Origin of the sequence: Nonomuraea salmonea, assembly GCF_042428605.1 — a bacterium.
Taxonomy (GTDB): Bacteria; Actinomycetota; Actinomycetes; order Streptosporangiales; family Streptosporangiaceae; genus Nonomuraea; species Nonomuraea salmonea.
The window spans coordinates 23662-46000 of the sequence record NZ_JBHMCF010000046.1; the positions used below are offsets into that span (position 1 = coordinate 23662).

The 22339-nt window shown below is 71.7% G+C and carries 24 protein-coding genes; 8 read left to right on the forward strand and 16 right to left on the reverse strand.

Features of this window, described 5'->3' with window-relative positions; all coding sequences use genetic code 11:
* Positions 1–25: 25 nt before the first annotated feature.
* Entirely contained in the window at positions 26–598 is a 573-nt protein-coding gene (locus ACFFR3_RS40465; protein ID WP_345403772.1) for a TetR/AcrR family transcriptional regulator, read from the forward strand.
* Between the two features lie 11 nt (positions 599–609).
* Here the strand turns inward: ACFFR3_RS40465 and ACFFR3_RS40470 are convergent, their stop codons facing one another.
* The 6 genes from ACFFR3_RS40470 to ACFFR3_RS40495 form a co-directional block, all read right to left on the reverse strand.
* Positions 610–792 (reverse strand): hypothetical protein, encoded by a 183-nt coding sequence (locus ACFFR3_RS40470; protein ID WP_345403775.1) that lies wholly within the window; start codon positions 790–792, stop codon positions 610–612.
* 20 nt (positions 793–812) lie between these two features.
* Positions 813–1400 (reverse strand): ArsR/SmtB family transcription factor, encoded by a 588-nt coding sequence (locus ACFFR3_RS40475; RefSeq protein ID WP_345403778.1) that lies wholly within the window; start codon positions 1398–1400, stop codon positions 813–815.
* A gap of 62 nt (positions 1401–1462) precedes the next feature.
* Complete coding sequence (locus tag ACFFR3_RS40480; RefSeq protein ID WP_364376132.1) at positions 1463–2269, reverse strand: carbohydrate ABC transporter permease; 807 nt, start codon at positions 2267–2269, stop codon at positions 1463–1465.
* A complete protein-coding gene (locus tag ACFFR3_RS40485) occupies positions 2266–3249 on the reverse strand; it encodes a carbohydrate ABC transporter permease (protein WP_379484852.1) in 984 nt (327 codons plus the stop codon). Before ACFFR3_RS40485 ends, ACFFR3_RS40480 begins: the two co-directional genes overlap by 4 nt.
* 5 nt (positions 3250–3254) lie before the next feature.
* Positions 3255–4472, reverse strand: coding sequence for a sugar ABC transporter substrate-binding protein (locus ACFFR3_RS40490; RefSeq protein WP_379484853.1), 1218 nt, complete (start codon positions 4470–4472; stop codon positions 3255–3257).
* On the reverse strand, positions 4469–5422 hold the full coding sequence (locus ACFFR3_RS40495; RefSeq protein ID WP_345403791.1) for a LacI family DNA-binding transcriptional regulator: 954 nt from the start codon (positions 5420–5422) through the stop codon (positions 4469–4471). Before ACFFR3_RS40495 ends, ACFFR3_RS40490 begins: the two co-directional genes overlap by 4 nt.
* A 101-nt stretch (positions 5423–5523) precedes the next feature.
* On the opposite strand from ACFFR3_RS40495, the gene ACFFR3_RS40500 reads away from it, so the two are divergent.
* Entirely contained in the window at positions 5524–7629 is a 2106-nt protein-coding gene (locus ACFFR3_RS40500; RefSeq protein WP_379484854.1) for an amylo-alpha-1,6-glucosidase, read from the forward strand.
* 23 nt (positions 7630–7652) lie between these two features.
* Here ACFFR3_RS40500 and ACFFR3_RS40505 read toward each other — a convergent pair whose 3' ends face one another.
* A complete protein-coding gene (locus ACFFR3_RS40505; protein ID WP_345403800.1) occupies positions 7653–8249 on the reverse strand; it encodes a TetR/AcrR family transcriptional regulator in 597 nt (198 codons plus the stop codon).
* Positions 8250–8339: 90 nt separating this feature from the next.
* Between ACFFR3_RS40505 and ACFFR3_RS40510 the strand changes: the two genes are divergently transcribed.
* From ACFFR3_RS40510 to ACFFR3_RS40520, 3 genes are all read left to right on the forward strand, one after another.
* Positions 8340–9281, forward strand: coding sequence for an aldo/keto reductase (locus tag ACFFR3_RS40510; RefSeq protein WP_345403803.1), 942 nt, complete (start codon positions 8340–8342; stop codon positions 9279–9281).
* Between the two features lie 112 nt (positions 9282–9393).
* Positions 9394–10023 (forward strand): cysteine hydrolase family protein, encoded by a 630-nt coding sequence (locus tag ACFFR3_RS40515; protein ID WP_345403806.1) that lies wholly within the window; start codon positions 9394–9396, stop codon positions 10021–10023.
* A gap of 47 nt (positions 10024–10070) precedes the next feature.
* The gene (locus ACFFR3_RS40520; protein ID WP_345403809.1) at positions 10071–10487 is read left to right on the forward strand and encodes a nuclear transport factor 2 family protein; all 417 of its coding nucleotides are present in this window, start codon (positions 10071–10073) and stop codon (positions 10485–10487) included.
* Between the two features lie 38 nt (positions 10488–10525).
* On the opposite strand, the gene ACFFR3_RS40525 is transcribed toward ACFFR3_RS40520, so the two are convergent.
* Positions 10526–11041, reverse strand: coding sequence for a YybH family protein (locus ACFFR3_RS40525; protein ID WP_345403812.1), 516 nt, complete (start codon positions 11039–11041; stop codon positions 10526–10528).
* A gap of 86 nt (positions 11042–11127) precedes the next feature.
* Here ACFFR3_RS40525 and ACFFR3_RS40530 point away from each other — a divergent pair, with 86 nt between their 5' ends.
* Positions 11128–11583, forward strand: coding sequence for a MarR family winged helix-turn-helix transcriptional regulator (locus tag ACFFR3_RS40530; protein WP_379484855.1), 456 nt, complete (start codon positions 11128–11130; stop codon positions 11581–11583).
* Between the two features lie 584 nt (positions 11584–12167).
* Here ACFFR3_RS40530 and ACFFR3_RS40535 read toward each other — a convergent pair.
* From ACFFR3_RS40535 to ACFFR3_RS40545, 3 genes are all read right to left on the reverse strand, one after another.
* On the reverse strand, positions 12168–12539 hold the full coding sequence (locus tag ACFFR3_RS40535) for a cupin domain-containing protein (protein ID WP_345403818.1): 372 nt from the start codon (positions 12537–12539) through the stop codon (positions 12168–12170).
* A gap of 493 nt (positions 12540–13032) precedes the next feature.
* Positions 13033–13989 carry a Rossmann-fold NAD(P)-binding domain-containing protein gene (locus tag ACFFR3_RS40540; RefSeq protein ID WP_345403821.1) on the reverse strand — a complete coding sequence of 319 codons (957 nt, stop codon included), beginning with the start codon at positions 13987–13989 and terminating at the stop codon, positions 13033–13035.
* A 104-nt stretch (positions 13990–14093) separates the two neighbouring features.
* Positions 14094–14441 (reverse strand): hypothetical protein, encoded by a 348-nt coding sequence (locus tag ACFFR3_RS40545; RefSeq protein ID WP_364376163.1) that lies wholly within the window; start codon positions 14439–14441, stop codon positions 14094–14096.
* 207 nt (positions 14442–14648) lie between these two features.
* On the opposite strand from ACFFR3_RS40545, the gene ACFFR3_RS40550 reads away from it, so the two are divergent.
* Both ACFFR3_RS40550 and ACFFR3_RS40555 read left to right on the forward strand, forming a co-directional pair.
* On the forward strand, positions 14649–15044 hold the full coding sequence (locus ACFFR3_RS40550) for an STAS domain-containing protein (RefSeq protein ID WP_364376166.1): 396 nt from the start codon (positions 14649–14651) through the stop codon (positions 15042–15044).
* A gap of 59 nt (positions 15045–15103) precedes the next feature.
* A complete protein-coding gene (locus ACFFR3_RS40555; protein WP_379484856.1) occupies positions 15104–15532 on the forward strand; it encodes a glutaredoxin domain-containing protein in 429 nt (142 codons plus the stop codon).
* A gap of 344 nt (positions 15533–15876) precedes the next feature.
* Here the strand turns inward: ACFFR3_RS40555 and ACFFR3_RS40560 are convergent, their stop codons facing one another.
* From ACFFR3_RS40560 to ACFFR3_RS40580, 5 genes are all read right to left on the reverse strand, one after another.
* Positions 15877–17541, reverse strand: coding sequence for an SRPBCC family protein (locus ACFFR3_RS40560; RefSeq protein ID WP_379484857.1), 1665 nt, complete (start codon positions 17539–17541; stop codon positions 15877–15879).
* Positions 17542–17547: 6 nt separating this feature from the next.
* Complete coding sequence (locus ACFFR3_RS40565; protein WP_345403839.1) at positions 17548–18102, reverse strand: hypothetical protein; 555 nt, start codon at positions 18100–18102, stop codon at positions 17548–17550.
* A 151-nt stretch (positions 18103–18253) separates the two neighbouring features.
* On the reverse strand, positions 18254–18778 hold the full coding sequence (locus ACFFR3_RS40570; RefSeq protein ID WP_345403842.1) for a hypothetical protein: 525 nt from the start codon (positions 18776–18778) through the stop codon (positions 18254–18256).
* Between the two features lie 193 nt (positions 18779–18971).
* On the reverse strand, positions 18972–20600 hold the full coding sequence (locus tag ACFFR3_RS40575; RefSeq protein WP_345403844.1) for an ABC-F family ATP-binding cassette domain-containing protein: 1629 nt from the start codon (positions 20598–20600) through the stop codon (positions 18972–18974).
* 332 nt (positions 20601–20932) lie between these two features.
* On the reverse strand, positions 20933–22321 hold the full coding sequence (locus ACFFR3_RS40580; protein ID WP_379484858.1) for an amino acid permease: 1389 nt from the start codon (positions 22319–22321) through the stop codon (positions 20933–20935).
* Positions 22322–22339 lie beyond the last annotated feature (18 nt).

Consider the following 22339-nt stretch of genomic DNA (forward strand, 5'->3'; position numbering starts at 1 on the left):
GCGGCATGGTGGAGGTAGCAGCACAGTGGCCGGGTCACAGGCAGCCCCGAAGAAGCGGGCCGACGCGAGACGGAATGAGAAGGCGCTGCTCGACGCGGCCGCCGCGGCCTTCGTCGCCTCAGGGGTCGACGTGCCCGTGCGCGAGATCGCCGCCAGGGCGGGGGTCGGCGTCGGCACCATCTACCGGCACTTCCCGACGCGCGCCGACCTCATCGTGGCGGTCTACCGGCACCAGGTGGAGGCGTGCGCGGCGGCGGGGCCCGACCTGCTGGCGGCCGGGCCCACGCCGTACGACGCGCTGGCGAACTGGATCAACCTCTTCGTGGACTTCCTGGTCACCAAGCACGGTCTGGCCGAGGCGATGCAGTCGGAGGACGCCTCGTTCCAGTCGCTGCACGCGTACTTCATCGACCGGCTCGTCCCGGTCTGCGCCCGCCTGCTGGAGGCCGCCGCCGACGCCGGCCAGATCGAGCCCGGCATGGACGCTCTCAGCTTCATGCGCGGCGTCGGCAACCTCTGCGTCGGCGCCGGCAAGGAGGGCGCCTACGACGCCCGCCGCATGGTCGCCCTCCTCATCGCCGGCCTGCGCGAACGCTGACCGGCGGGGGATCAGTACGGGGCGGGCGCGTGGCGCTCCAGCAGCCGCAGCCCCGCGCGCACGAGCACCCATCCGAGCCGCTCCTCCAGGGCTCCGGTGGCGGAGGGGGATCCGGCCAGGCGGTGCCGCTCGGCTTCCTGGCGCAGTTCGCGGGCGCGTACTCGCTCTACGTACAGATACAGGTCTGGATGCATGGCGACCTCCGGGGTCGTCGTCAGGGGCGGAACGGGAAGCCCGCCGTGTGCACGGCGACGTGCTCGCGACCTTCGCGCTCGCCGGCCTCACGGGCGGCGTCACTGCGCGCCTCCCACTTCTTGAGCAGCTCGTTCATCTCCGTCCTGAGCCCGACGAGCTCCTGAGGGGTGAGCGAGAGCAGGTACTCGGAGTTGAACGAGGCGTCGCGCCACTCGTCGGGCCAGGCGGACTTGGTGTCGAGGTAGCTCTGGTACAGCTCGTGGCGCTGCCTGGCCGCCAGCCGGGACAGGGCGACGTAGGCGCCCTCGCTCTCGGGGGCGTCCCTGAAGTCGACGTCCTCGGTGCTGACCCCGCTGACCGCCGCCTGCCACCAGCGCTCGCGCCCGTCCGCACTGCCCTGCTCGGCCTCCTCGATGAGCCCGTGCGCGGCCAGCTTGCGCAGGTGGTAGCTGACCAGTGACACCGCCTCGTCCACCTGCTCGGCGAGCTGGGAGGCGGTGGCGCGCTGGGTCACCATCAGCGCCCGGTAGAGGCGCATGCGCAGCGGATGCCCGAGCGCCTTGACCGTCTCGAGATCCTTGACGCGGCGTACGTTCTTCCTGGCCATACCCCCACGGTAGATGCGCAAAGGGATTTGCGCAAGAAATTTTCGCAAATCCCTTTGCGCATCTAACCCTTCTCGGCGCCCTCGTTGGCGTCGCGGATGAAGTGGCGCTGGAAGAGAACGAAGATCACGGCGACCGGGATGGTGGCGAGCAGGGCCGCGCCCAGTTTCAGCGGGAACTGGGTGCCGCCGCCGAGCGAGCCGCTGACCAGGTCGGCCAGGCCACGCGGCAGCGTGAACAACGCCGGGTCCTGCACCGCCACCAGCGTGTGCGGGAACTCGTTCCACGAGCCCTGGAACGACAGGATCGTCAGCGTGATCAGCGCGGGCCGCGACATCGGCAGCACCACCGACCAGAAGACCCGGAACGTGCCGGCGCCGTCGATGCGGGCCGCCTCCTCGACGCCGCGCGGCACCGACTCGAAGAACTGCTTCATGACGAACACGCCGGTCGCGTCCGCGACGAGGGGCAGGATCAACGCCAGGTATGAGTCGTACATACCGAGCTGGTTCAGCACCAGGAACTTCGGGATGAACAGCACCACCCCCGGCACTGCCATCACCGCGATCACCGCCGCGAACAGCCCCGACCGCCCCCGGAAACGCAGCCGGGCCAGCGCGTAGCCCGCCATCGAGTCCAGCAGCACCCGCCCCAGCGTCACCACCACGGTCACCAGCAGCGAGTTGCCCAGCCAGATCGGCAGGTCCGTGCCGAGGAAGACCCGCTCGAAGGCCGACAGCGTGGCCGGGTGGGGGATCGGCGACAAAGGGTTGGCGGCGGCGTCGGGATCGGTCTTGAAGGAGTTCGCGACCTGGATGACGAACGGATAGATGAAGACGACCGAGAAGACGATCAGGACGACGCGCCTCATGCCTTGCGCTCCCTCATGACCCACCGCTGGAACAACGTCAGCAGCACGATGATCAGGAAGAGCACGAACGAGATCGCCGTGCCCGCGCCGTAGTCGAAGTCGCGGAAGGCCGTCCGGTACGACAGGAACGCCGGCGTCAGCGTGGTCTTGGCCGGATCGCCCTGGCTCATCACGTAGATCTGGTCGAACACCTGCCACGTGCCGATCAGCCCCAGAGTCAGCACCAGGAACATGGCCGGCTTCAGCATCGGCAGCGTCACCCGCCAGAACCGCTGCGCCCGGGTGGCCCCGTCGATCATGGCGGCCTCGTCCAGCGTCCTCGGGATGTTCTGCAGCGCCGCGAGGAACATCAGCATGAACGTCCCCGACGTCGTCCACACCACCAGCACGATGATCGCGCACATCGCCACGCTCGGCCCCGACAGCCAGTCCCACCAGGTCAGCCCCAGCAGGCCGTGCTCGGTCAGCGCGGCCGGCGGGTCGCCGACCAGCAGCTGGATCACGCCGCGCGGGTCGGAGAACCATTGCGGCCCGTCGATGCCGAGGAACGCGAGCAGCTGGTTGACCGCCCCCGAGTTGCTGAAGATGAACAGGAACACCACGCTGATCGCCACGGAGCTGGTCACCGAGGGGAAGTAGAAGGCGGTGCGGAAGAACGTCCTGCGCTTGTTCACCACGAGCGCGAGGAACAGCGCGAGCGCCGTCTGCAGCGGCACGACCGCGGCCACGTAATAGAGGTTGTTGCGGATGCTGGTCATGAAGTCCTCGCGGGCCAGCCCGTCCTCGGTGAACAGCCGGGCGTAGTTGTCCGTGCCGACGAACGGCACGCCCGCCCGGAACGGGCTGCCCTGCCCGTTCCACCCCGTGAGGCTCACCCAGAGCGCCATCAGGATGGGCAGCAGCAGGAACAACCCGAGGATCACCACGACCGGCGCCACGAACAACCAGCCCGCGAGGTTCTCCCTGGTACGGCTGCGCATGGCGGTCAGCCCAGCGCGCTCTGCGTGTTCTTCTGCAGCCGGGCCAGGATGTCCTTCGGGTCCTTGGTGGCCAGCTGCTGCAGGTTCGCGTCGAAGTCGGACAGGACACTGTCCATCTTGGGGGCGTTCACCGGGCCCTGGGCGTAGTCGGCGCCGTTGACGAAGGCGGCGTCGCCCGGGAACTCCTTGAGGTAGGCGTCCTTGGCCGAGGCCCTCGACGGCATCACGCCGAACGCCTTGGCGAAGGCGAGCTGCTGGTCGGTCTTCGTCATCGCCTCCACGAAGCTGATCGCCGCGGCCTTGTTCCTCGACTTGGCGGCGATGCCCCAGCAGTTGCTGAACGACAGCGTGCCCTTGCCCTCCGGCCCGGCCGGCAGCTCGTGCACCGAGAACGCGACGCCCGGATAGTCGGCCTGCATCGCGCCCTTGATCCAGTTGCCCTCGATCGTCATCGCCGCCTTGCCCTTGCCGAACGCCTCGCCGCCCCACTCGGCGTCGAGCGCCTTGGCGTACTGGGCCTGCTCGCCGGTGAGCAGGCCCTTGACGTACTCGAGCGCCTTGAGGTTCTCGGGGCTGTCGCCGGTGGCCTGCTCGCCATCGGTGATCCAGCCGCCCGCCTGCACCATGAACGCGCCGACCCGGTCCCGCGTGTCGCTGAACGTCAGCGGCGTCACGCCCTTGATCTTCTTCGCGACGGCGGTCAGCTCGTCCCACGTGGCCGGGATGTCGTCCTCGGTGAGGCCGTTCTTCTTCCACAGGTCGTCGTTGACGATCAGGGCGAGCGTGGAGAAGTCCTTCGGCACGCAGGTGAAGCGGCCGTCGTAGGTGAACGTCTCCCGCAGGCTCGGGTAGAAGTCCGCGCTGTCGGAGATCTTGTCGGCGTACGGCTCCAGCGCGCCGACGCTGGCGTAGTCGGCGAAGCGGGCGGCGTCCACGTAGAACACGTCGGGCGGGTTGCTGCCCGCCAGCGCCTGGCCGAGCTGCTGGTGGATGTCCTGGGCGGGGGTGACGACGACGCTGCCGCCGGTGGTCTTGGCCCACGCCGCGGCCGCCTCCTTGACCGCGTTCGTCTCGGCGTCGCCGGAGGAGGCCATCAGGACCTGCAGCTCGGCCGGGCCGCCGCTCTGCTGCCGCGGCGCCGCCTGCCGGTCGTCGAAGCCGCTGCCGCAGGCGGTGGCGGACAGGAGCACGGCGGCCGCGACGGGGATCACGAGTCTGTTCATGGACGGGGGTCCTTCCGGATGACCAGGGTGGGACTGAGCAGCACATGAGACGCGGTGGGCCGGCCCGACAGGCGGTCGGTCAGCAGCTCGACGCAGCGCGCGGCGGCCTCGGCGAGCGGCTGGCCGAGGCTGGTCAGCCCGACGGCGGCGGCCACCGGGGTGTCGTCGAACCCGACGACGGCCCGCGTGACCTGCAGCGCGCCGAGCGCCACCGAGTCGCTGACGCCCACCAGCGCGGTGGCCCCCCGCTCCACCAGCTCCAGCGCGGCGGCCCTGCCCGCGGCCGGCGAACCGTCCGTCTCCAGCGCGAGGCCGGTGTCCAGCCCTTCCGCGCCGAGCGTCCTCGACCAGCCGGTACGGCGGTCGTCGCCCACGCCGGAGCCGGGCTCCCAGCCGATGAAGCCGATCCTGCGGTGGCCGGCGTCGATCAGGTGGCGGGTGGCCGCCTCGGTGCCGGCGGCGCCGTCCACGTCCACCCAGGGGTGCGTCGCCTCCGAGGCGCCCCACGGCCGCCCGAAGCTGACGAACGGCAGGTCCCGCTCGGCCAGCCAGGCCGCGCGCGGGTCGCCGTGGTGGGTGCTGGTCAGCACGAAACCGTCCGGCTCGAACTCGCCGAGGAGCTGGTCGAACGTCTCGATCTCGTTCTCGTCGCCGGTGGCGGTGTAGAGCAGCACGCGGTAGCCGGACCTGGCCGCCGACTCGGTGAGGCCGTGCAGGAAGCGGTCGAAGACGTTCATGCCGTCCTGGGTCGTCTCGATCCGTACGGCGAGCAGCCTGGACCGGCCGGTCCGCATCTGCCTGGCGGCGGCGCTCACCCGGTAGCCGAGGGACTCCACGGCGGCGAGCACGCGCCGCCGGGTCTCCTCCTTGACGACCTCGGGGGAGTTCAGGACGTTCGACACCGTCTGGCGGGACACGCCGGCGTGCCGCGCCACATCGGCGATCGTCACCTTTGCCGCCATATATGACCTTTCCGAGAGTTTGATCGATCCAAATGATGTATGCCAGGATTAGATCGTTCAAGTTAACGGAGTGTCAAGGGGGCCTCACCGTGCACGACCACCGGCTGCAACCGCTGCTGCACGACCTCGTCAGCACCGTCATGGCGCCGACGACCGCGCTCAGCGGCGCCGATGGCCAGATCAGGCCGGCCGGTGTGCAGGGGCTCTTCCACGCGGACGCGCGGGTGCTCTCCCAGGCCGGGCTGCTGATCGACGGCCGCGAGCCGGAGGCCGTCGCGCACGCCGTACTCGGTCCCGGGGTCTCCCGCTTCGTCGCGCTGGCCCGCCGGCTCGGCGACCCCACCCCCGACCCGACGGTGCGAATCGACCGCGTCCGCCACGTGACGCCGGGCTCCATGTCCGAGGAGATCACCGTCGCCTCCACCGCCTCCACCCCCGTCACCTGCACGGTCACGCTTCGGTTGGGCTGCGACCTCGCCCCGATAGAGGCGGTGAAATCCGGCGACACCACCACCCCCCTCGCCCCCATCAGGCCGGGACCCCCCGACCCCTCCGCCTCCTCCTCCACGACCTCCTCCTCCGTCGGGGTTGAGGTGGGTGAGGGCGTGGTTTGGGGGGACAGGGGCATTCGGGTCTGGGTGCGGGCCGATGGTGAGATGAGCGGGGAGACGGTGCTTTGGCGGGTTGCCGTTGAGCCGGGGGAGCGGGTGACTCTCCGGTGGTGGGTTGATGTGCGGGATCCGGAGGCGGTGGTCGCGGCGCCGTCCGGGGCTCGCGAGTGGAGCAGGCCGCAAGTCTCGGCAGATGACGCCCGCCTCGTACGCCTGGCCCGCCAGTCCCTCGACGACCTGGAATCCCTGCGGCTCACCGAGACCGGCGCGCCGCAGGACACGTTCCTGGGCGCGGGCGTCCCCTGGTTCCTGACGCTGTTCGGCCGCGACAGCATCTGGGCCGCCCGCATGCTGCTCCCGCTCGGCACCGACCTGGCCGCGGGCACCCTGCGCGTGCTGGCCCGCCGCCAGGGCACGAAGCTCGACCCCGCCTCAGGGGAGGCGCCCGGCAAGATCATGCACGAGCTGCGCCGCCACGAGTTCGCCCTTCACGCCAACCGGCTGCGCCTGCCCGCCGCCTACTACGGCACCATCGACGCCACCCCCCTCTGGATCACCCTCCTGCACGACGCCTGGCGCTGGGGCCTGCCCGACGGCGAGGTGGCCGCGCTGCTGCCCGCCATGGAGGCGGCGCTCGGCTGGCTCGCCGACCACGGCGACGCGGACGGGGACGGGTTCCTCGAGTACATCGACACCAGCGGGAGCGGCCTGGCCAACCAGGGCTGGAAGGACTCGGGCGACGCCGTGCGCTGCCACGACGGCTCCCGCGCCGAGCCGCCCATCGCCCTGGTCGAGGTCCAGGGCTACGCGTACGAGGCCGCGATGGCCGGGGCGGCGCTGCTGGACGCGTACGGACGGCCCGGCGCCGAGCGGTGGCGCGACTACGCGGGCCGGCTGGCCGAACGGTTCCGGGCGGCGTTCTGGGTGGACGGTGGCCACCCGGCACTGGCCCTCGACCGGGACAAACGCCCGGTGGACGCCCTGACCAGCAACATCGGCCACCTCCTCGGCACCGGCATCCTCACCCCCGACGAAGAGCTCCGCATCGCCGCCGTGCTGGGCGACCCCGCGATGTCAGGCGCCTTCGGTCTGCGGACGATGTCGAGCGGTGACGCCGGTTTCAGCCCTCTGTCGTACCACTGCGGCTCCGTCTGGACCCACGACACCGCCATCGTCATAACCGCCCTCGCCCGCACCGCCCTGTCCACCCAGCTCGGCGGGCTGGCCGCCGAGCTCGCCGAGGGGCTGCTCGCCGCGGCGGAGGCGTTCGGGTATCGGCTGCCTGAGCTGCACGCGGGGGATGACCGCGAGCTCATGGGGCGGCCGGTGCCGTACCCGGCGGCTTGTCGTCCCCAGGCGTGGTCGGCGGCGGCCGCGATCGCGATTCTGCACGCCGCCACCGGCCTGTACCCCGACGTGCCGGCGGGCAGGGCGGTCCTGCGTCCGCTGCCCGGAGCCCCGCTCGGTGCGCTGTCGGTGCGCGGGCTGCGGGTGGCGGGCGCCTCCGTGGACGTGGCGGTGGACGGATCGGGCAAGGCCCAGGTCGCGGGCCTCCCGCAGGGCATCTCCCTCATCCGGGGCTGAACCTACGCCCGCCGAAGCGGCGGTTACCCCTGGCGTGGCTGGAGGGCGTCCAGGAGGAGGTCGAACAGGCGATCCATCCGGTCCCACGTGTCGCCGGCCGCCGTGGACAGGAACACGCCCAGGATCATCGAGGTGACGTCGTCGGCCTCGACGTCCCCGCGCAGCGTGCCCGCCCGCGCCCCGCTCTCCAGGATCGCGCCGATCGCGGCGGTGATGCGTTCCCTGGTGGTGGGCGTGGCGAGCCGTCCTGAGGCCCAGCCGGTGCGCAGCGTGTCGAGCATGGCCCGCTTGGTCGAGACGAACGCGCCGTAGCGTTCCATCCACACCCGTATCGCGACCTCGGGCGGATGCTCGGCGAGCAGGGCGGGCACGCAGCCGGTCACGTCGTCGAGCTCGGCCGAGTAGACGGCCTCGACCAGCGCCTCCCTGGTGGGGAAGTGGCGATAGAGCGTGCCGATGCCGACTCCGGCCTGCTTGGCGATGCCTTCGAGCGAGACGGGCCCGTCGGCGGTGGCGAAGGCGGCGCGGGCGACGGCGAGCAGGTTCTCGCGGTTGCGCCGCGCGTGCGCGCGAACGGGCCGTCCGGCGGCGGGAGGTTCGGAAGAACTCGGGGAAGCCAAAGCGGAGGCACCTCCGATAGTGCTAGGGTCGTTCGTGGCGGAGGGTCCTCCGCTTTCTGTCGTCATTGTCCGAAGGACGGTGTACTCCTGATGTCCACTGGCACCTCTTCCTCCGACGTCACGGCCACCGGAGCCCCGCGCCCCGGCGGTCCCGGCCTGCTCGGTGACCTTACCGTCTCCCGCGTCGGCTACGGCGCCATGCAGCTCGAACGCCTGCGCGACGATCGCGCCGCCGCCGTCGCGCTGCTGCGCCGCGCCGTCGAGCTGGGCATCGACCACGTCGACACCGCCGACTTCTACGGCGCCGGCTTCGTCAACGACGTGCTCCGCGAGGCGCTGCGCCCCGAGGACGGCGTGGTGATCGTCAGCAAGGTCGGCGCCGTCAGCGACCCCGGCGGCCCCCTGCCGCTGCGCCCCGCCCAGCGTCCCGGGGAACTGCGCGCGAGCGTCGAGGAGAACCTGAAGTCGCTCGGCCTCGACCGCATCCCCGTCGTGAACCTGCGCAGGCTCGACGTCGGCCCCGGCATCCGCGCCACCGGCCCCCAGGTGGTGGACCTCGACGACCAGCTCGCGGTGATGACCGAGCTGCGCGACGAGGGCAAGATCGGCGCGATCGGGCTGAGCGCCGTCTCGCTCGACGTGCTGCGCCGGGCGCTTCCGGCCGGCATCGCCTGCGTGCAGAACGCCTACAGCCTCGTCGGCCGGGACTTCGAGGAGATGCTCGCGCTCTGCGCCGCCGAGGGCATCGCGTGGGTACCGTACTTCCCGCTCGGGGGCGCGTTCCCCGGCATGCCCAAGGTGGTGGAGCAGCCGGCCGTGACCGAGGCCGCCGCGCGGCTCGGGCGCACTCCGTCCCAGATCGGCCTGGCCTGGCTGCTGCGGCACGCTCCGAACGTGCTGCTCATCCCCGGCACCGCGACGGCCGCCCACCTGGAGGAGAACGCCGCCGCCGGCGCCATCGCCTTCGACGAGGAGACCCTCGCCGCGCTGGACGCCGTACCGTCGCAGACCACGGACATCCTGCTCGGCTGATCGCGGGTCAAGGGGGTTTGGCGCGACGCTGACCTGGACGGGAGGCGGACGTGCGGGTCAGCGGGGTAGGTGCGGGCTGTTGCGCCGTCCCTTGTACGCGGAGGAGCACGCCGTGAGCCGCACCTACGATCCCCGCCGCACGGCGGTCCTGCTGGTGGACCCGTACAACGACTTCATGTCCGAGGGCGGCAAGCTGTGGCCCAGGCTCGCGCCCGTGGCCACGAAGGTGGGGCTGGTGGACCACCTGCGCACGGTGACCGCCGCCGCGCGCGGGGCCGGCGTGCAGGTGCTGATCGTGCCGCACCGCCGCTGGCAGCCCGGCGACTACGAGAGCTGGGACCACCCCAACCCGACCCAGCGCGGCATCATGGAGCGGCACTCGTTCGCGCGCGGGACGTGGGGCGGGGAGTTCCACCCCGATCTGGGGCCCCAGCCGGGCGACATCGTCGTCCACGAGCACTGGGCGCAGAGCGGCTTCGCCAACACCGACCTCGACTTCCAGCTCAAGCAGCACGGCATCAGCCACGTCGTGCTGATCGGGGTGCTGGCCAACACCTGCCTGGAGTCGACCGGCCGCTTCGCCATGGAGCTCGGCTACCACGTCACGCTGGTGCGCGACGCGACGGCGGCGTTCAGCCCCGAGATGATGCACGCCGCCCACGAGCTGAACGGCCCCACGTACGCCCACGCCATCCTCACCACGGACGAGCTGGTGGCCGGTCTCGGGGTGACCGCGGCCTGACCAGGTGGCAGAGTGGGGCGGCGTTCCGTACACGGGAAAGGACGTCCATGCCCCTCAGTCACGACGACCGCTGCGCCATCACCGACCTGATCAACCTGCACGGTCACCTGTGCGACAGCGGCGAGCTCGACCGGTTCGGCGAGGTGTTCACCGACGACGTGGTCTATGACGTGAGCGACGTGGGCGGCGGCGAACTGCACGGCGTCGAGGCCCTGGCCGCGGCCGGCCTGGCCCTCGGCGAGGGGAACCCGATCGGGCACCATGTCACCAACATCATTTTGGCGGAGCGGGCCGACGGGCTCGTGCACGCGCGCTCGAAGGGCCTCGGCGTCCGGGCCGACGGCACCACCGGCAGCCTCACGTACGAGGACACGGTCGTGCGCGGCGAGCACGGCTGGCGCATCAGCCACCGCAAGCTGATCGTGCACCGCGTACCGCTGAACGGGGTGTGGCGCACGTCCTGACTGCGCGCCGCTCAGCGCACGTCCTGACCGCGCGCCGCTCAGCGCGCGTCCGCCGCCTGGGCGGCGGGCCGGGTGGCGGGCTGGAGCTTGAAGGACACCGCCTCCATCAGCGGCTTGTGCTTGGTCTTCTGCACCGCGGCGATGCGCCAGAGGCCGGCGTCGTCGCGCACCAGCGTGTACGTGGCCAGCTTGCCCAGCTTCCCCGGCGTGCCCTTGACGACCTCGCCGCGGGTGACCACGACGGCCGTGCCGGAGCCGTAGCGGCGGACGTCGAGGATCTCCATGACCAGGCACGTCCCCTTGAGGTAGCTGTCGAACAGGGCCTGGTGGGCGCGCCCGATCTCGGCGCCGCCCCGATAGACCGTGCCGGCGAACGTCACATCGGTGGCGTCGGCGGTGAAGCAGGCGCCGTAGGCGGCGCCGTCGCCGCGGTTCCAGGCGTCCTGGCTGCTCCGGAGCACGCCCAGGATGGCGGTCTCGTCGGTGGTGACGTCGGTGGTGGCGGCAGTGGTGGCGGCAGTGGTGGCGGCAGTGGTGGCGGCAGTGGTGGTCATGGCTCTCCCATGGTAGCTTCTTCCGAGAAGTTTCTTCTCTGAAGATTTCTCTTCACTGAGGAAGAGATTAGGAATCGAGGGAGCCCGTGTCAACCCCACGCGAACGCCCCGACGCCGGCCGCGTCTACCGCCGCTACCTCAGCGCCGTCCTGCTGCACGGCCACGCCAGTGCGCGCGCGTGCGGCCTGGGCGCCACAGACCTGTACGCGCTCAACATCCTTGAGCTGACAGGCCCCCTGACTCCGGGCGAGCTGGGCGCCCGCGCCGGCCTGACCACCGGGCCGACCACCCGGCTCATCGACCGGCTCGAGCAGGCCGGTTACGTGCGCCGCGTGCCCGCCCCCGACGACCGGCGCAAGGTCATCGTCGAGCCCATCGGCAAGCCCGCCCAGCTCGACCAGGTCATGGCCGCCGCGCGGCGCGAGGTCGGCGACATCCTCGCCGGATACAACGACGATCAGCTCGACGTGCTCTACGACTACTTCCGCAGGGCCGCCCGGGCCTACGAGGAGGCGGCCGAGCAGCTGCGCACCGGCCCCTGACCCGGTGCGGGCGGTGGGTGCGGCCGGGAGGCCCTGGCGAGGGCCGCGCTCGAACGCCCTGCCCAGGCGCCGCAGGCGGGCGTCAGCGCGCCAGTCCGGCAGCGCGCCAGTCCGGCAGCACGCCAGTCCGGCAGTGGGCCCAGCGCGCCAGTGGGCAGTGCGCCAGTGCGCCAGTGCATCGAACTGAGGCGTCCAGGGCGTCCAGGGCGTTCACGCGCCGTCGAGGGCGCGGGTGACCGTCAGGCTGTCCTCGTACATGTGATAGCGCGTGATCAGCCCGTCCTCGACGGTCAGATGCAGCGCGAAACGGCGACGTGTACGCCGGACCACCGCCCTGTACGGCCGCCTGCATCGTCCACCCCTTCACCGTCCACGCCGCCCAGGAACACACAGGCACCGAGCCACGCTTCATGCCCCACCTCCCCATCACCCTGACCACCCCACTTGCGCCCGGCGACGCGACCCCTCTCGCCCGGGCGGTCGCCTGGTGACTTCTCGGGTGCGCCGTGCCCTGCGGCTGCTCCTTCGGTGGGACTGGTCACTGGTCGCTTCGGGCGCGTCGGTCCAGGCCGCTGCTCGGCATGTCAGGCGGGTTGGTCCAGGCGGTTGGCGGGTGGGAGAGTGGCGGTCAGGATGATGCTCGGGATGTCCAGGGCGATGCGGTGGCGCCGGCCGCGCGGGACGATCGCCGCGGTGCCCGCACACAGCTTGACCTCCTCCTCACCCCGCCCTTCCCCGCGCAGGTAGAGGCGGATCTTGCCGACGATGCAGGAGACGAGCTCGTCGGCCTCCGGGTGCAGCTCCCAGCGGCCGCCGTGCACGTCGGTGGCGGTCTTCGCGTGTAAGACCCGCAGCCGCCAGCCGTCCCCATCGACGCTTCTCCGGCCGGCGTGGATCTCGCCGCTCGCGCTCAGGCGAACGATCGACATCAGCAGGTCGAACGGCGTCACCGCCACCGGGACACCACCCTCGTCGTCCAGCCCAGACCCGGTCGGCGCTTCCCGCCCGCCCCCAGGCACCCGACGCCCGGCCCGCCGCCCAGCGGCCCGAGCTTCCGGCCCATCGGCCCGAGCTTCCGGCCCATACGCCCGAGCTTCCGGCCCATCCGCTCGGGCCTCTCGCACACCTGCCCCGGCTTCTCGCCCACTCGCTCTGACCTTTGGCACACCCCCTCTGGCCTGTCGGACCTTCGTTCGCATCCCTTGTACGTCCGCTCGGGTCCCATGGGCGGTGACCGGGCCGCTCAAGTCGTGCTGGGCGATCAGCGGGACGGACGTCTCCGGTTCTCGGCTCATGCCGCCATCCTGACGATCGGCCGGCGACCGGTCGCCCGCCATCCGTCGCGGATCCTTCCGGCTTCCCGCGCCGTTCGGCGCACCCGTCATCCAGGCAAGGGGCACGCCGGCGGGGGAGGAGCGGGCAGATGTCCTTTGGTCAGTGGAGTGCGGATCAGTCGAGGAGGCGGAGGAGTTCGGCCTCCTCCTCGGGGGTGAGGCCGGAGCGGGTCACCGTGTGGCCGGAGTCACGCAGCCAGGTGAGGGTGTCGCGGGCCGTGTCGGCGATCGGGCGGATGTGCAGGCCGGCGGCCAGGACGGCCGAGACGTCGCGGGCCATGAAGCCGGCGTATTCCGGCAGCGGCACCCACAGCGGCAGGGAACGCGGCCCCATCCAGGCGTTCACGTCGTGCTCGGCGAGGAACTCCTGCCCGGCCCAGACCAGCTCGGGCCGCACCGACAGCCCTTCGGCGATGCCCGCGAGCAGCTCGCCCCTCGGGAACGGGCTGGACATCGCGTCATACGGCCCGGCGAGCCCTTTCTCGGCGGCGTCGAGCGTCCAGGCGGCGAGGTCGCGTACGTCCACGAGCTGCACCAGGTCGCCGGGAGAGCCCGGCGCCAGCACGCGCCCGCCGCGCGCCAGCCGGTCGACCCAGTAGGTGAACCGGTCGGACGAATCCTCCGGGCCCACGATCAGCCCGGCGCGGACGATCAGCGCCGCGTCGCCGACGATCTGCTCGCACGCCACCTTCGCCGGCCCGTAGTTGGCCACGTCGCTCTCGTCGGCGCCGGGCGCCAGCGGCTCGTGCAGCACCTGGGTGACTTCGCGGGTGTCGGGGTAGACGCTGACGGTGGACACCAGCGTCCAGTGACCGGCGCGGCCCGCCAGCTCATCGACCGACCTGCGCACCTGGCTCGGATGCCTGGCGACGTCGATGACCAGGTCGAACGACCCCTCCAGAGGAGCCAGCCCGCCGTCCTCCGAGCGATCGACCCGGATGAACTCCACTCCGGGCGGCGGGTCACCCGCCTGCCCGCGCGCCGCGCACACCACCTCGTGCCCGCGATCGCGCGCCTGCCGCGCGATCTCCTTGGACAGGAACCTCGTGCCACCCAAAACAAGTGTTCGCATGCCCTTCATCCTGACCCACCGCGAGCGTCAGGACCGCCCCGCTTCACTCCCAGCGCAACGCCCCCACCACCGTCGCCGCCAGGATCGGGGGCGGGGCCGGGGGTTCAGCCGGAGGCGAATTTCCGGGCGCGGTCGCGGGCCCACTGAGCCACTTCGGCTGTCCGGTCGCCTGGGAGGGCGGTGCCGGGGTGGCGGCCGAGGCGTTCGACCTGGTCGGCGAAGTTCAGGTGTTCGCGGCAGGCGTGTTCGCGGCAGGGCAGGCAGGTGACGCGTTCGGGGTGGGGCGAGGTCATCGCGTACGGCACCTTGAGGCCGCAGCCGGTGGTGACCTCGGAGGGCGCGTCGGGGACGCCGCCCAGCGTCGAGGCGAGCACGTTGCGGAAGTCGGCGCCGGCCTGCAGCACCTTGCGATCGACATGGATGTGCGGGTCGGTCTCGGTCACCTCGGCCATCCCTCCGTCCGGCCTGAGGACGGTGCCGCCGCCGTCCCCGAGGCCCAGGGTAGCGCCGTGGAGGCGAGGGTTTGCGCTTCGTTTAGGTCACGGTCCGCACCGCAGGATCGTTGCATTGAGCAATGGAATGTTATGGTCGCAGCAGGTGAGCCGGGAAGTCTGGTCGGCGTAGACCCGTCATGCCGTCGTCGTCACCGGGATCCGCCCATGCACCCCTCCGAACCTGGCATCCACGAGAGCGATCCGGACTTCGACATCCGGCTCGACAGGCACGGGCAGGTCGTCCTGCTGTCCCTGACCGGGCGGCTGGAGGGGGTGGCGTGCCTGGTCCTGCAGCAATACCTGGTCAACGCGCTGGTGGCGCGGATACCGCCGCTGCTCGCGGTGGACCTGCGCTCGCTCGCGGCGATCGACGAGCACGGGCGCGACATCCTGCGCTCGGCCGCGCGGCACGCCAGGGTGGCGGAGGGGCGCATGATCGTGGTGTACGGGGAGTACGCCGCCCAGGCGTCCGACGACGACGGCGGTGAGATCGAGGCGGCCGGCACCGTGGAGGACGCGCTCACCGACCTCTCCGGCACCCCGAGGTGGCCCTCCGGCTGACACGCTCTGGCGGGGGCCGGGATATCGGCGCGGCGGGCGCTCCGATAGCTTGCTCAACCGTGAGCCGCAGATGGAAGGTGCCGGGCCTGCTCCTGGCGTTAGGGGTGGCGATCGCGGCCTGGCAGGTCACGAAAGGCGATCTGGTGCCGGCGGTGGTGGTGCTCGTGGTGTACGCGCTGCTCGGCCTCCTGCTGTCGCCGCTGGCGTTCCCCAGGCCGTTCGATGCCGGGGAGGCGCGGCGGCGCAGCGCCGCCGACGGGCGGGCGGTCGTCTACTGGCGGCCGGGCTGCCGCTACTGCATGCGGCTCAGGCTCCGGCTGGGGCGTGCGGCGCGGCGGGCGTACTGGGTGGACATCTGGCGCGACCCGGAGGGCGCGGCGGCGGTCCGCGCGATCACCGGCGGCGACGAGACGGTGCCGACCGTGGTGCTTGCGGGCGAGCCGCACGTCAACCCCCACCCGAAGTGGCTGCGCGACCAGTTGCGCTGAGAGCTCGCCCTGCCCTTCGCCGTCATCGCGCTGTTTGCCCTGCTGCTGGCCGCGCTCTCGCTCGGCATGCCCCAGCTCCTGCTCGCCCCGGTCGCTCTGTCCGTGGGGGGTGACCACGGTGATCGGCGGGGGGCCACCTGATCAGATCGCTCGGCAAGCGAGCCGCCCGCACCACCGTTCCCTCCGCAGGCCGTTGACCGGGCCCTGGGCCTCCGGAACAGCCGAGTGCCCGTCCCCGGGCCGCTGAGCCGGGGGCGGGCACGATCATGGGTGTGGGTCGGACCGGTCGTCCAGCCGTGGCACGGGCCGCTTCGCCTCGGCTCCGTGCTCGGGCCGGGCGCCTGTCAACGGCCTGGCTGCTCGCCTTCTTCCTCTTCCTCCTCTTCGGCTTCCTCGCCCTCTTCGGCTTCCTCGCCCTCTTCGGCTTCCTCGCCCTCTTCGGCTTCCTCGCCCTCTTCGGGCTCTTCGCCTTCTTCCTCCTCGCCCTCTTCGGGCTCTTCGCCCTCTTCCTCTTCGCCCTCTTCGGCTTCCTTGCCCTCTTCGGGCTCTTCGCCTTCTTCCTCCTCCTCGTGCTCCTCCTGTTCCTCTTCCTCCTCCTCGGCGGCGCGTTCCTCCTCCATTGCCGTCTCGTGGTCCTTGACCACCTCGCCGTCGCGAATCTCGCCGCGCCAGCCTTCGCCGACGTCCTCCGGGTGCAGCAGCAGGTGCGACATGACGTGGCGGCGGAAGTGCTTGAGCTCCAGCCGTACGCGACGGCCCTGCGCCCGCCACAGGTTGCCGGTCCGCTCGAACAGGCCCTGCGGGTGGTACTCCAGCACCACCAGCACCCGGGTGAGGTCGTCGCTCAGCTCATGGAACGTCACCGCGCCGTCCACGTGACCCTTCGGCCCCTCCGAGCGCCAGATGATGCGCTGGTCGGGGATCTGCTCGATGATCTGCGCGGACCAGCTTCGGTGCGACCAGAAGACCTGCGCCTTCCAGGTGAGCTTCTCGTCGGCCTCCTGCTTGATCGTCTCCACTTTCTTCATGAAGGTCGGGAAGTCCTGGAACTGCGTCCACTGGTCGTACACCAGGCGGCGCGGCGCACCCACGTCGATCGTCTCGACGATGTTGGTGACCTTCTCAAAGCCGCCCTTACCGCCCTTACCACCTCCCGTGATCTTCTGCATGATGCTCTGCAGGCCGCCCTTGAAGCCGCCCTTCAACACGCCGCCCAGTACGCTGCCGCCGCCACCGGAGTCGCCGGAATCGTCTGAGCCGCCCGAGCCCCCCGAGCCGCCCGAGCCGGTCAGCGCGCCTATCAGGCCCTTGCCACCGCCTTGCTCCGCGTAGTCGGTCAGGCGGCCGGTGAGGCTCTCCACCTTGTCACCCGCCGCCGAGACCACGCGTCCGATCGCGGCGTGCATGAGGTTGCGTGCCTCGCCGGCGAGCCGGTCGGTCGGCAGGGCGGCCAGGAACTCCTTGCCGACCCCCTTGACCGCGCCCGCCGCCGTGCCCGCGACCCCCTTGGCGGCACCTGCGGCTCCTTTGGCCACACCCGTCACCCCCTTGGCTGCACCGGTGACGCCTCCGGCTCCCTTGGCGGCATCGGTGACTCCTTCGGCTGCTCCGCCGGCTCCCTTGGCGACCCCCTCGGTCGCTTCGCCCGCTGTCTTCGCTGCGCCGGTGACACCTTCGGCTGCGCCTCCGGCCCCCTTCGCGGCGCCCGAAGCGGTGCTGGTGGCGGTGCTGGTGGCGGTGCCTGCCGTCCGCTTCGCGGCGCCGGTGGCCGTGCGCGTGGCGCGCTTCGCCGTGCCGGTCGCCTTCGAGCCCGCGCCTGCCGCTGTGCCCGTGGCCTCGCCGGTGGTGTCCTTCGCGGCGCCGGTGCCCCGTTTCGCCGCGCCGGCGGCCTTGCCGAGGCTGCTGGCTGCTCGTTTGCCCGCGCCCGCGGCCTTGCCCGCCGTAGGTGTCACCCGCCGGACCGTGGGGCGGGCCGCGCTCGTGTGCCGTCTCGCGTTTTCCTCAGCCACCTGTGCTCACCTCCGCATGGAGGTCCGCCGGACGGCACGGGACTGCCGCCGCGCTCGCTCCGGTCCGGCGGGCTCCCGCTCGGCCTCGTCCTGGTTGCCGTCCCCGCTCTCGTCCCTGCTCTCGTCCCTGCTCTCGGCCCTGCTCTCGGCCCCGTTCTGTGGCCCGTCGTGAGCCCCGTTCTGGGGCTCGTGTGAGGCCCCGTTCTGGGGAGAGCCGTTGGAGGAGGCGGTGTCGCCCGTCGCCTCGGAAGGCTCCTCCGAGCCCTCGGCGTCCCCCGGCGACCTGAGCGATTCCGCGCGCTCGTGCAGCTTGTCGCTCAGCGAGTCGATCTGCCTGCTGGTCGCGGCCTTACCCGCCTCCAGCAGGCCGCCACGGAGCTGCTCGGTCAACTTGCCCAGGTCGGCCGACGAGCCCAGAGTCTTGAGCCCTTGGGACAGCAGCCCGCCGCCGTTCCCGGACGCCTTCCCAGCCAGCCCGGCCGCCACGAGGACCGCCGCCGTGCGCAACTTGCGCCGTCGCCCGAGGTAGTACCCGGCGAGCAGGGCACAAGCGATTCGCATCTTGTTCGCCATGATCAAGTTTTCCTTCCCCGAGGCCGCGTCTGTGCAGGCGAGGGACATCGCCCGCCGCCTGCCCTCAAAGGAGACAAAGAACCTGATATCAGGCGAAACTTGAGCACATTTTGCAGATGGCGACCGGTGTCGCCGTGGGTCAGCCGGGCTTGCCCGCCGTGATCGACACCAGCGCCCTGCCCTTCTTCACGGAGACCAGGCTCACCTCCACGGTCGGCCGCTTGCGGAACCCGAAGCTCGAAGTGCCGCCCTTGCCCAGCGTCGCCTGCGCGCCGCCGCCGTGCGGATACTCCACCAGGTACGTGATGGAGCTCTTGCCGACGTCCAGGATGTGGAACTGGCGGTAGTAGAACTTCTTCGCGTTGAGGCGGATGGTGACCGGCCTCGACACCCGCAGCAGGCAGTCGCCGTCGAAGCAGTCCCTCACCCGGCTGGTGGCCTTGCGCTTCTTCGTGGGAGAGGGGGACGGCGAGGGCGTGGGGCTCGCGCTCGGGGTGGCGGACGCCTCGGCAGCAGAGGTCGGAGCGGCGGAGGTCGGAGCGGCGGAGGTCGGGGCGGTGGTGGCCGGCGTGCTCGCGGGAGCGGCCGCGGCCGGCGGCTCCTCCGCCGCCCCGCACCCCGCCACCACACCCACCAGCACGCACCCCGCCAGTACGCGACGCACCCGCCCATACCGGACCGGTATGAGAGGGGCGACGAACGACATGGGCGCAGGCGCCGTGGACGTGGACCGGCTGAGCGGGGGCGAGGCGGGGAGCGGGGAGGGCGGGGGGTGGGTCGGGGCCATGGTGGCATCGTCTCCTCTCCGTAGACGTCTCGTCACGTTAACCACCCCGCCCCGGGAGGGGTCCCCGGCGCTACCCGTCCAGGTGGAGACGGGGCCAGGCGGCCGTGTCGCGGAGGAGCTGCCGGTCGTGGGTGGCCAGGACGACGGCGGCGCCCGTACCGGCGAGTGCCTGGGTCAGTTCCTCCACCAGAGCCATGGACAGGTGATTGGTGGGCTCGTCGAGCAGCGCCACGTGAGGCCGTCCGGCCAGCAGGATCGCCAGGTCGAGACGCCGCTGCTGCCCGACCGACAGCTCGGCGACCGGCCGGTGCGCCGCCTCGGCGGGCAGTAGCCCGAGCCGTCCGAGCCCGACCATGTCGGCCTCGGGAAGGCGTCCTGAGGTGACCAAGCTGCCGACCGCGGCCTCGTACACCTCGAAAGCCCGCAGCCGGGACGGCGGCGGCGACTCCTGGCCGAGCAGCCCGGCCCGCACGCCCCGCCCGCGCTGCACGGTCCCCGAGCCGGGGACCAGTTCCCCGGCGAGCAGGTGCATGAGGGTCGACTTGCCGGAGCCGTTCGGGCCGGTGACCACCAGGCGGTCGTGGGACCGCAGCAGCAGGGACCGCGGCGTGGTGAGCCGGGGATCGAGCGTCACGTCGGTGGCTTGCAGCAGCGCGACGCCGGGCGGGGCGTCCAGGTGCGGCATCGAGAAGCGCAGCGGCGGCACCGGTACGTCGAGCACCTGCGCCTCCAGCGCCTCCTGCCGCCGATGCACGGCGCGGACCAGGGCCGGGGCCCGCGTGGCGCGGGTGTGCTTGCCGGTGCCCTTGTCCGGACGCCAGCCGGTGACCAGCCGGTTCTGCGCCTCGGACAGGTCCTGCGCGAGCCGCCGGCGTTCGAGCTGCTGGTCACGGTACGCCGTCTCCCACCGCTCGCGTTCCGCCCTGCGGCCCTCGCGGTAACCGGCATACCCGCCGCCATAGGTGCGCGGCCGCCCGTCGCTGGTCGGGTCGAGGTCGAGCACGGTGGTCACCACGTCAGACAGCAGCGCCCGGTCATGGCTGACCAGCACCAGCCCGCCCGGATGGGCCCGCAGTGCGGCGGTCAGATGGTCGAGCCCGGCGGCGTCGAGGTGGTTGGTGGGCTCGTCGAGCAGCAGTAGGTCGTGCCCGGCGCCGAGCAGGCAGGCCAGCCGGATCCGGTAACGCTGCCCGACGGACAGCCCGGCGAGCGGCCTGGCCCGGTCGCTCACGGCGTTCAGCGCGGCGAGCGCGACGTCGACACGCCGGTCGGCGTCCCACGCGCCGAGCGACTCGGCGGCTTCCAGAGCCGTGGCGTACGCCTGCTCGGCGCCCGGCCGCTCCTCGGCGAGCGCGAGCGTGGCCGCCTCGAAGGCCCGCAGCGCCGCGCGTACCTGGGCGAGCTCGGCGTCGATGAGGTCGCCGACGGCACGGTCGTCGCCGACCGGCATCTCCTGGTCGGCCACCCCTATGGTGCCGACGCGGTGCACGGTGCCCGCGTCGGGCGCGAGCGTGCCCGCGAGCACCTGCAGCAGCGTGGTCTTGCCACGGCCGTTCTCGCCGACCACGCCGAGCCGGTCGCCGGCCGAGACGGTCACGTCCACACCGGACAGGACGGGCCGGCCGGCACGGGCGAGGTGCAGGCCGGTGGCGTTGAGCTGCGCCCGCGCACGGGCGGGCAGCACGATGTCGATGGACATACTTCCTCCGGGAAGCAGGCCCCGGCGCGGCACACGGCGGCGGCGCGGGACCTGAAAGGTGAGAGCTGACGCGGAAGCGCTCAAGCCGCGCCCGTGGCGGGCGGGGCGAGCCGCGTCGTCCTCAGAGGAAGTACAAATGCATGCCAGAAACTCTACCCGATGTCGTCGGGCGGACGGCGTTCAGGAGGAGGCCGGTCACCGGCCGATGGTCGCCGTCCGGGTGCCGCGCCGGAGCGTGATCTCCCCCTCGGAGCCGATCGTCGCGGCGGCGCCCCGGATCGAGTGATTGTTCGCTCTCGACATGGAGTCGCCGGCCGCTTGTGGAAGTACCTTTACCCGGTGCGGCTTGCGTCCGATCGAGCGCGGCGGGAGGTCACCGCGTACGCGATGCTGACGACGATGAAGAACGGGATGCCTGCCCACCATGCCGGTCGCAGGGGCTCGATGAACAGGGTGGAGATGATCACTGCGGCCAGGAACAGCATCACCACGCCCGACGTGACCGGGGCGCCCCACAAACGGACCGGGGAGGGTGGCAGGCCCTGGGCGGTGCGGGTGCGGCGGAAGGCGTGGTGGGTGGCGAGGATGAGGAGCCAGACCACCAGGGCGCCGAAGACCGAGACGCCGAACAACGCCAGGTAGGCGCCGCTTTCGCTGGCCGCCGACACGCCTGCCGCGAGCGCCAGGCCGAGCGCCGACAGGGCGAGGGCGTTGCGGGGGACGCCGGCGGCGCTCAGGCGGCCGGTCCAGCGGGGGGCGTAACCGTTGGCGGCCAGGGAGTGCATCATGCGGGTGGTCAGGTAGAGGTTCGTGTTGGCGCTGGACAGGGCGGCGGTCAGGACGACGAAGTTCATCACCGTCGCCGCCGCGGGGACCCCGGCGGCGGAGAAGACGGTGACGAACGGGCTCTCGGTGACCGAGCCGCCCTGGGCCGTCGTGGTCCACGGCACCACGGTGAGCACGATCGCGATGGCGACCACGTAGAAGAGGGCGAGCCGGGTGATCATGCGGCGGGCGGCGCGGGGGATGTCGCGTACGGGGTTCTCCGACTCGGCGGCGGTCACCGAGACGACCTCGGTGCCGATGTAGCTGAACAGGACGAACACCATGGCGAGGAACAGGCCGCTCATCCCGTTGGGCAGGAAGCCGTCGTGGGCGGTGAGGTTGGTCAGGCCCGTGGCGTCGGCGCTGGGCAGGCCGACCGTCACCAGCACCAGGCCGAGCAGGATGAACACGATGATCGCGACCACCTTGATCATCGCGAACCAGTACTCGATCTCACCGAACAGCCGGACGGCGGCCGCGTTCACCCCCAGCACGACCACCGAGAAGACCGCGACGGGCAGCCACAGCGGCAGCGACGGCCACCAGAACTGCACGTAGATCCCGGCCGCGATGACCTCACCGCCGATCGCGATGACCTGGATCGTCCAGTACGTCCACCGGACCACGAACCCGGCCCACGGCCCCAGATAGCGATGCGCGATCACCCCGAACGCGCCCGCCTCAGGATGCACCACCACCATCTCGGCCAGCGACCAGCCGATCACCAGGGCGACGCCGGCGCAGATGACGTACGCGACGATCGTCGCCGGGCCCGCCTGCGAGATCGCCAGGCTGGAGCCGAGGAAGAGCCCGGTGCCGATGGCCCCGCCCAGCCCGATCATGGTGAGCTGGCGCCCGGTCAGCCGGCGTTGCAGGCCGGATGCGTTCTCGTCCACGGCGTACCTCTCGACGAA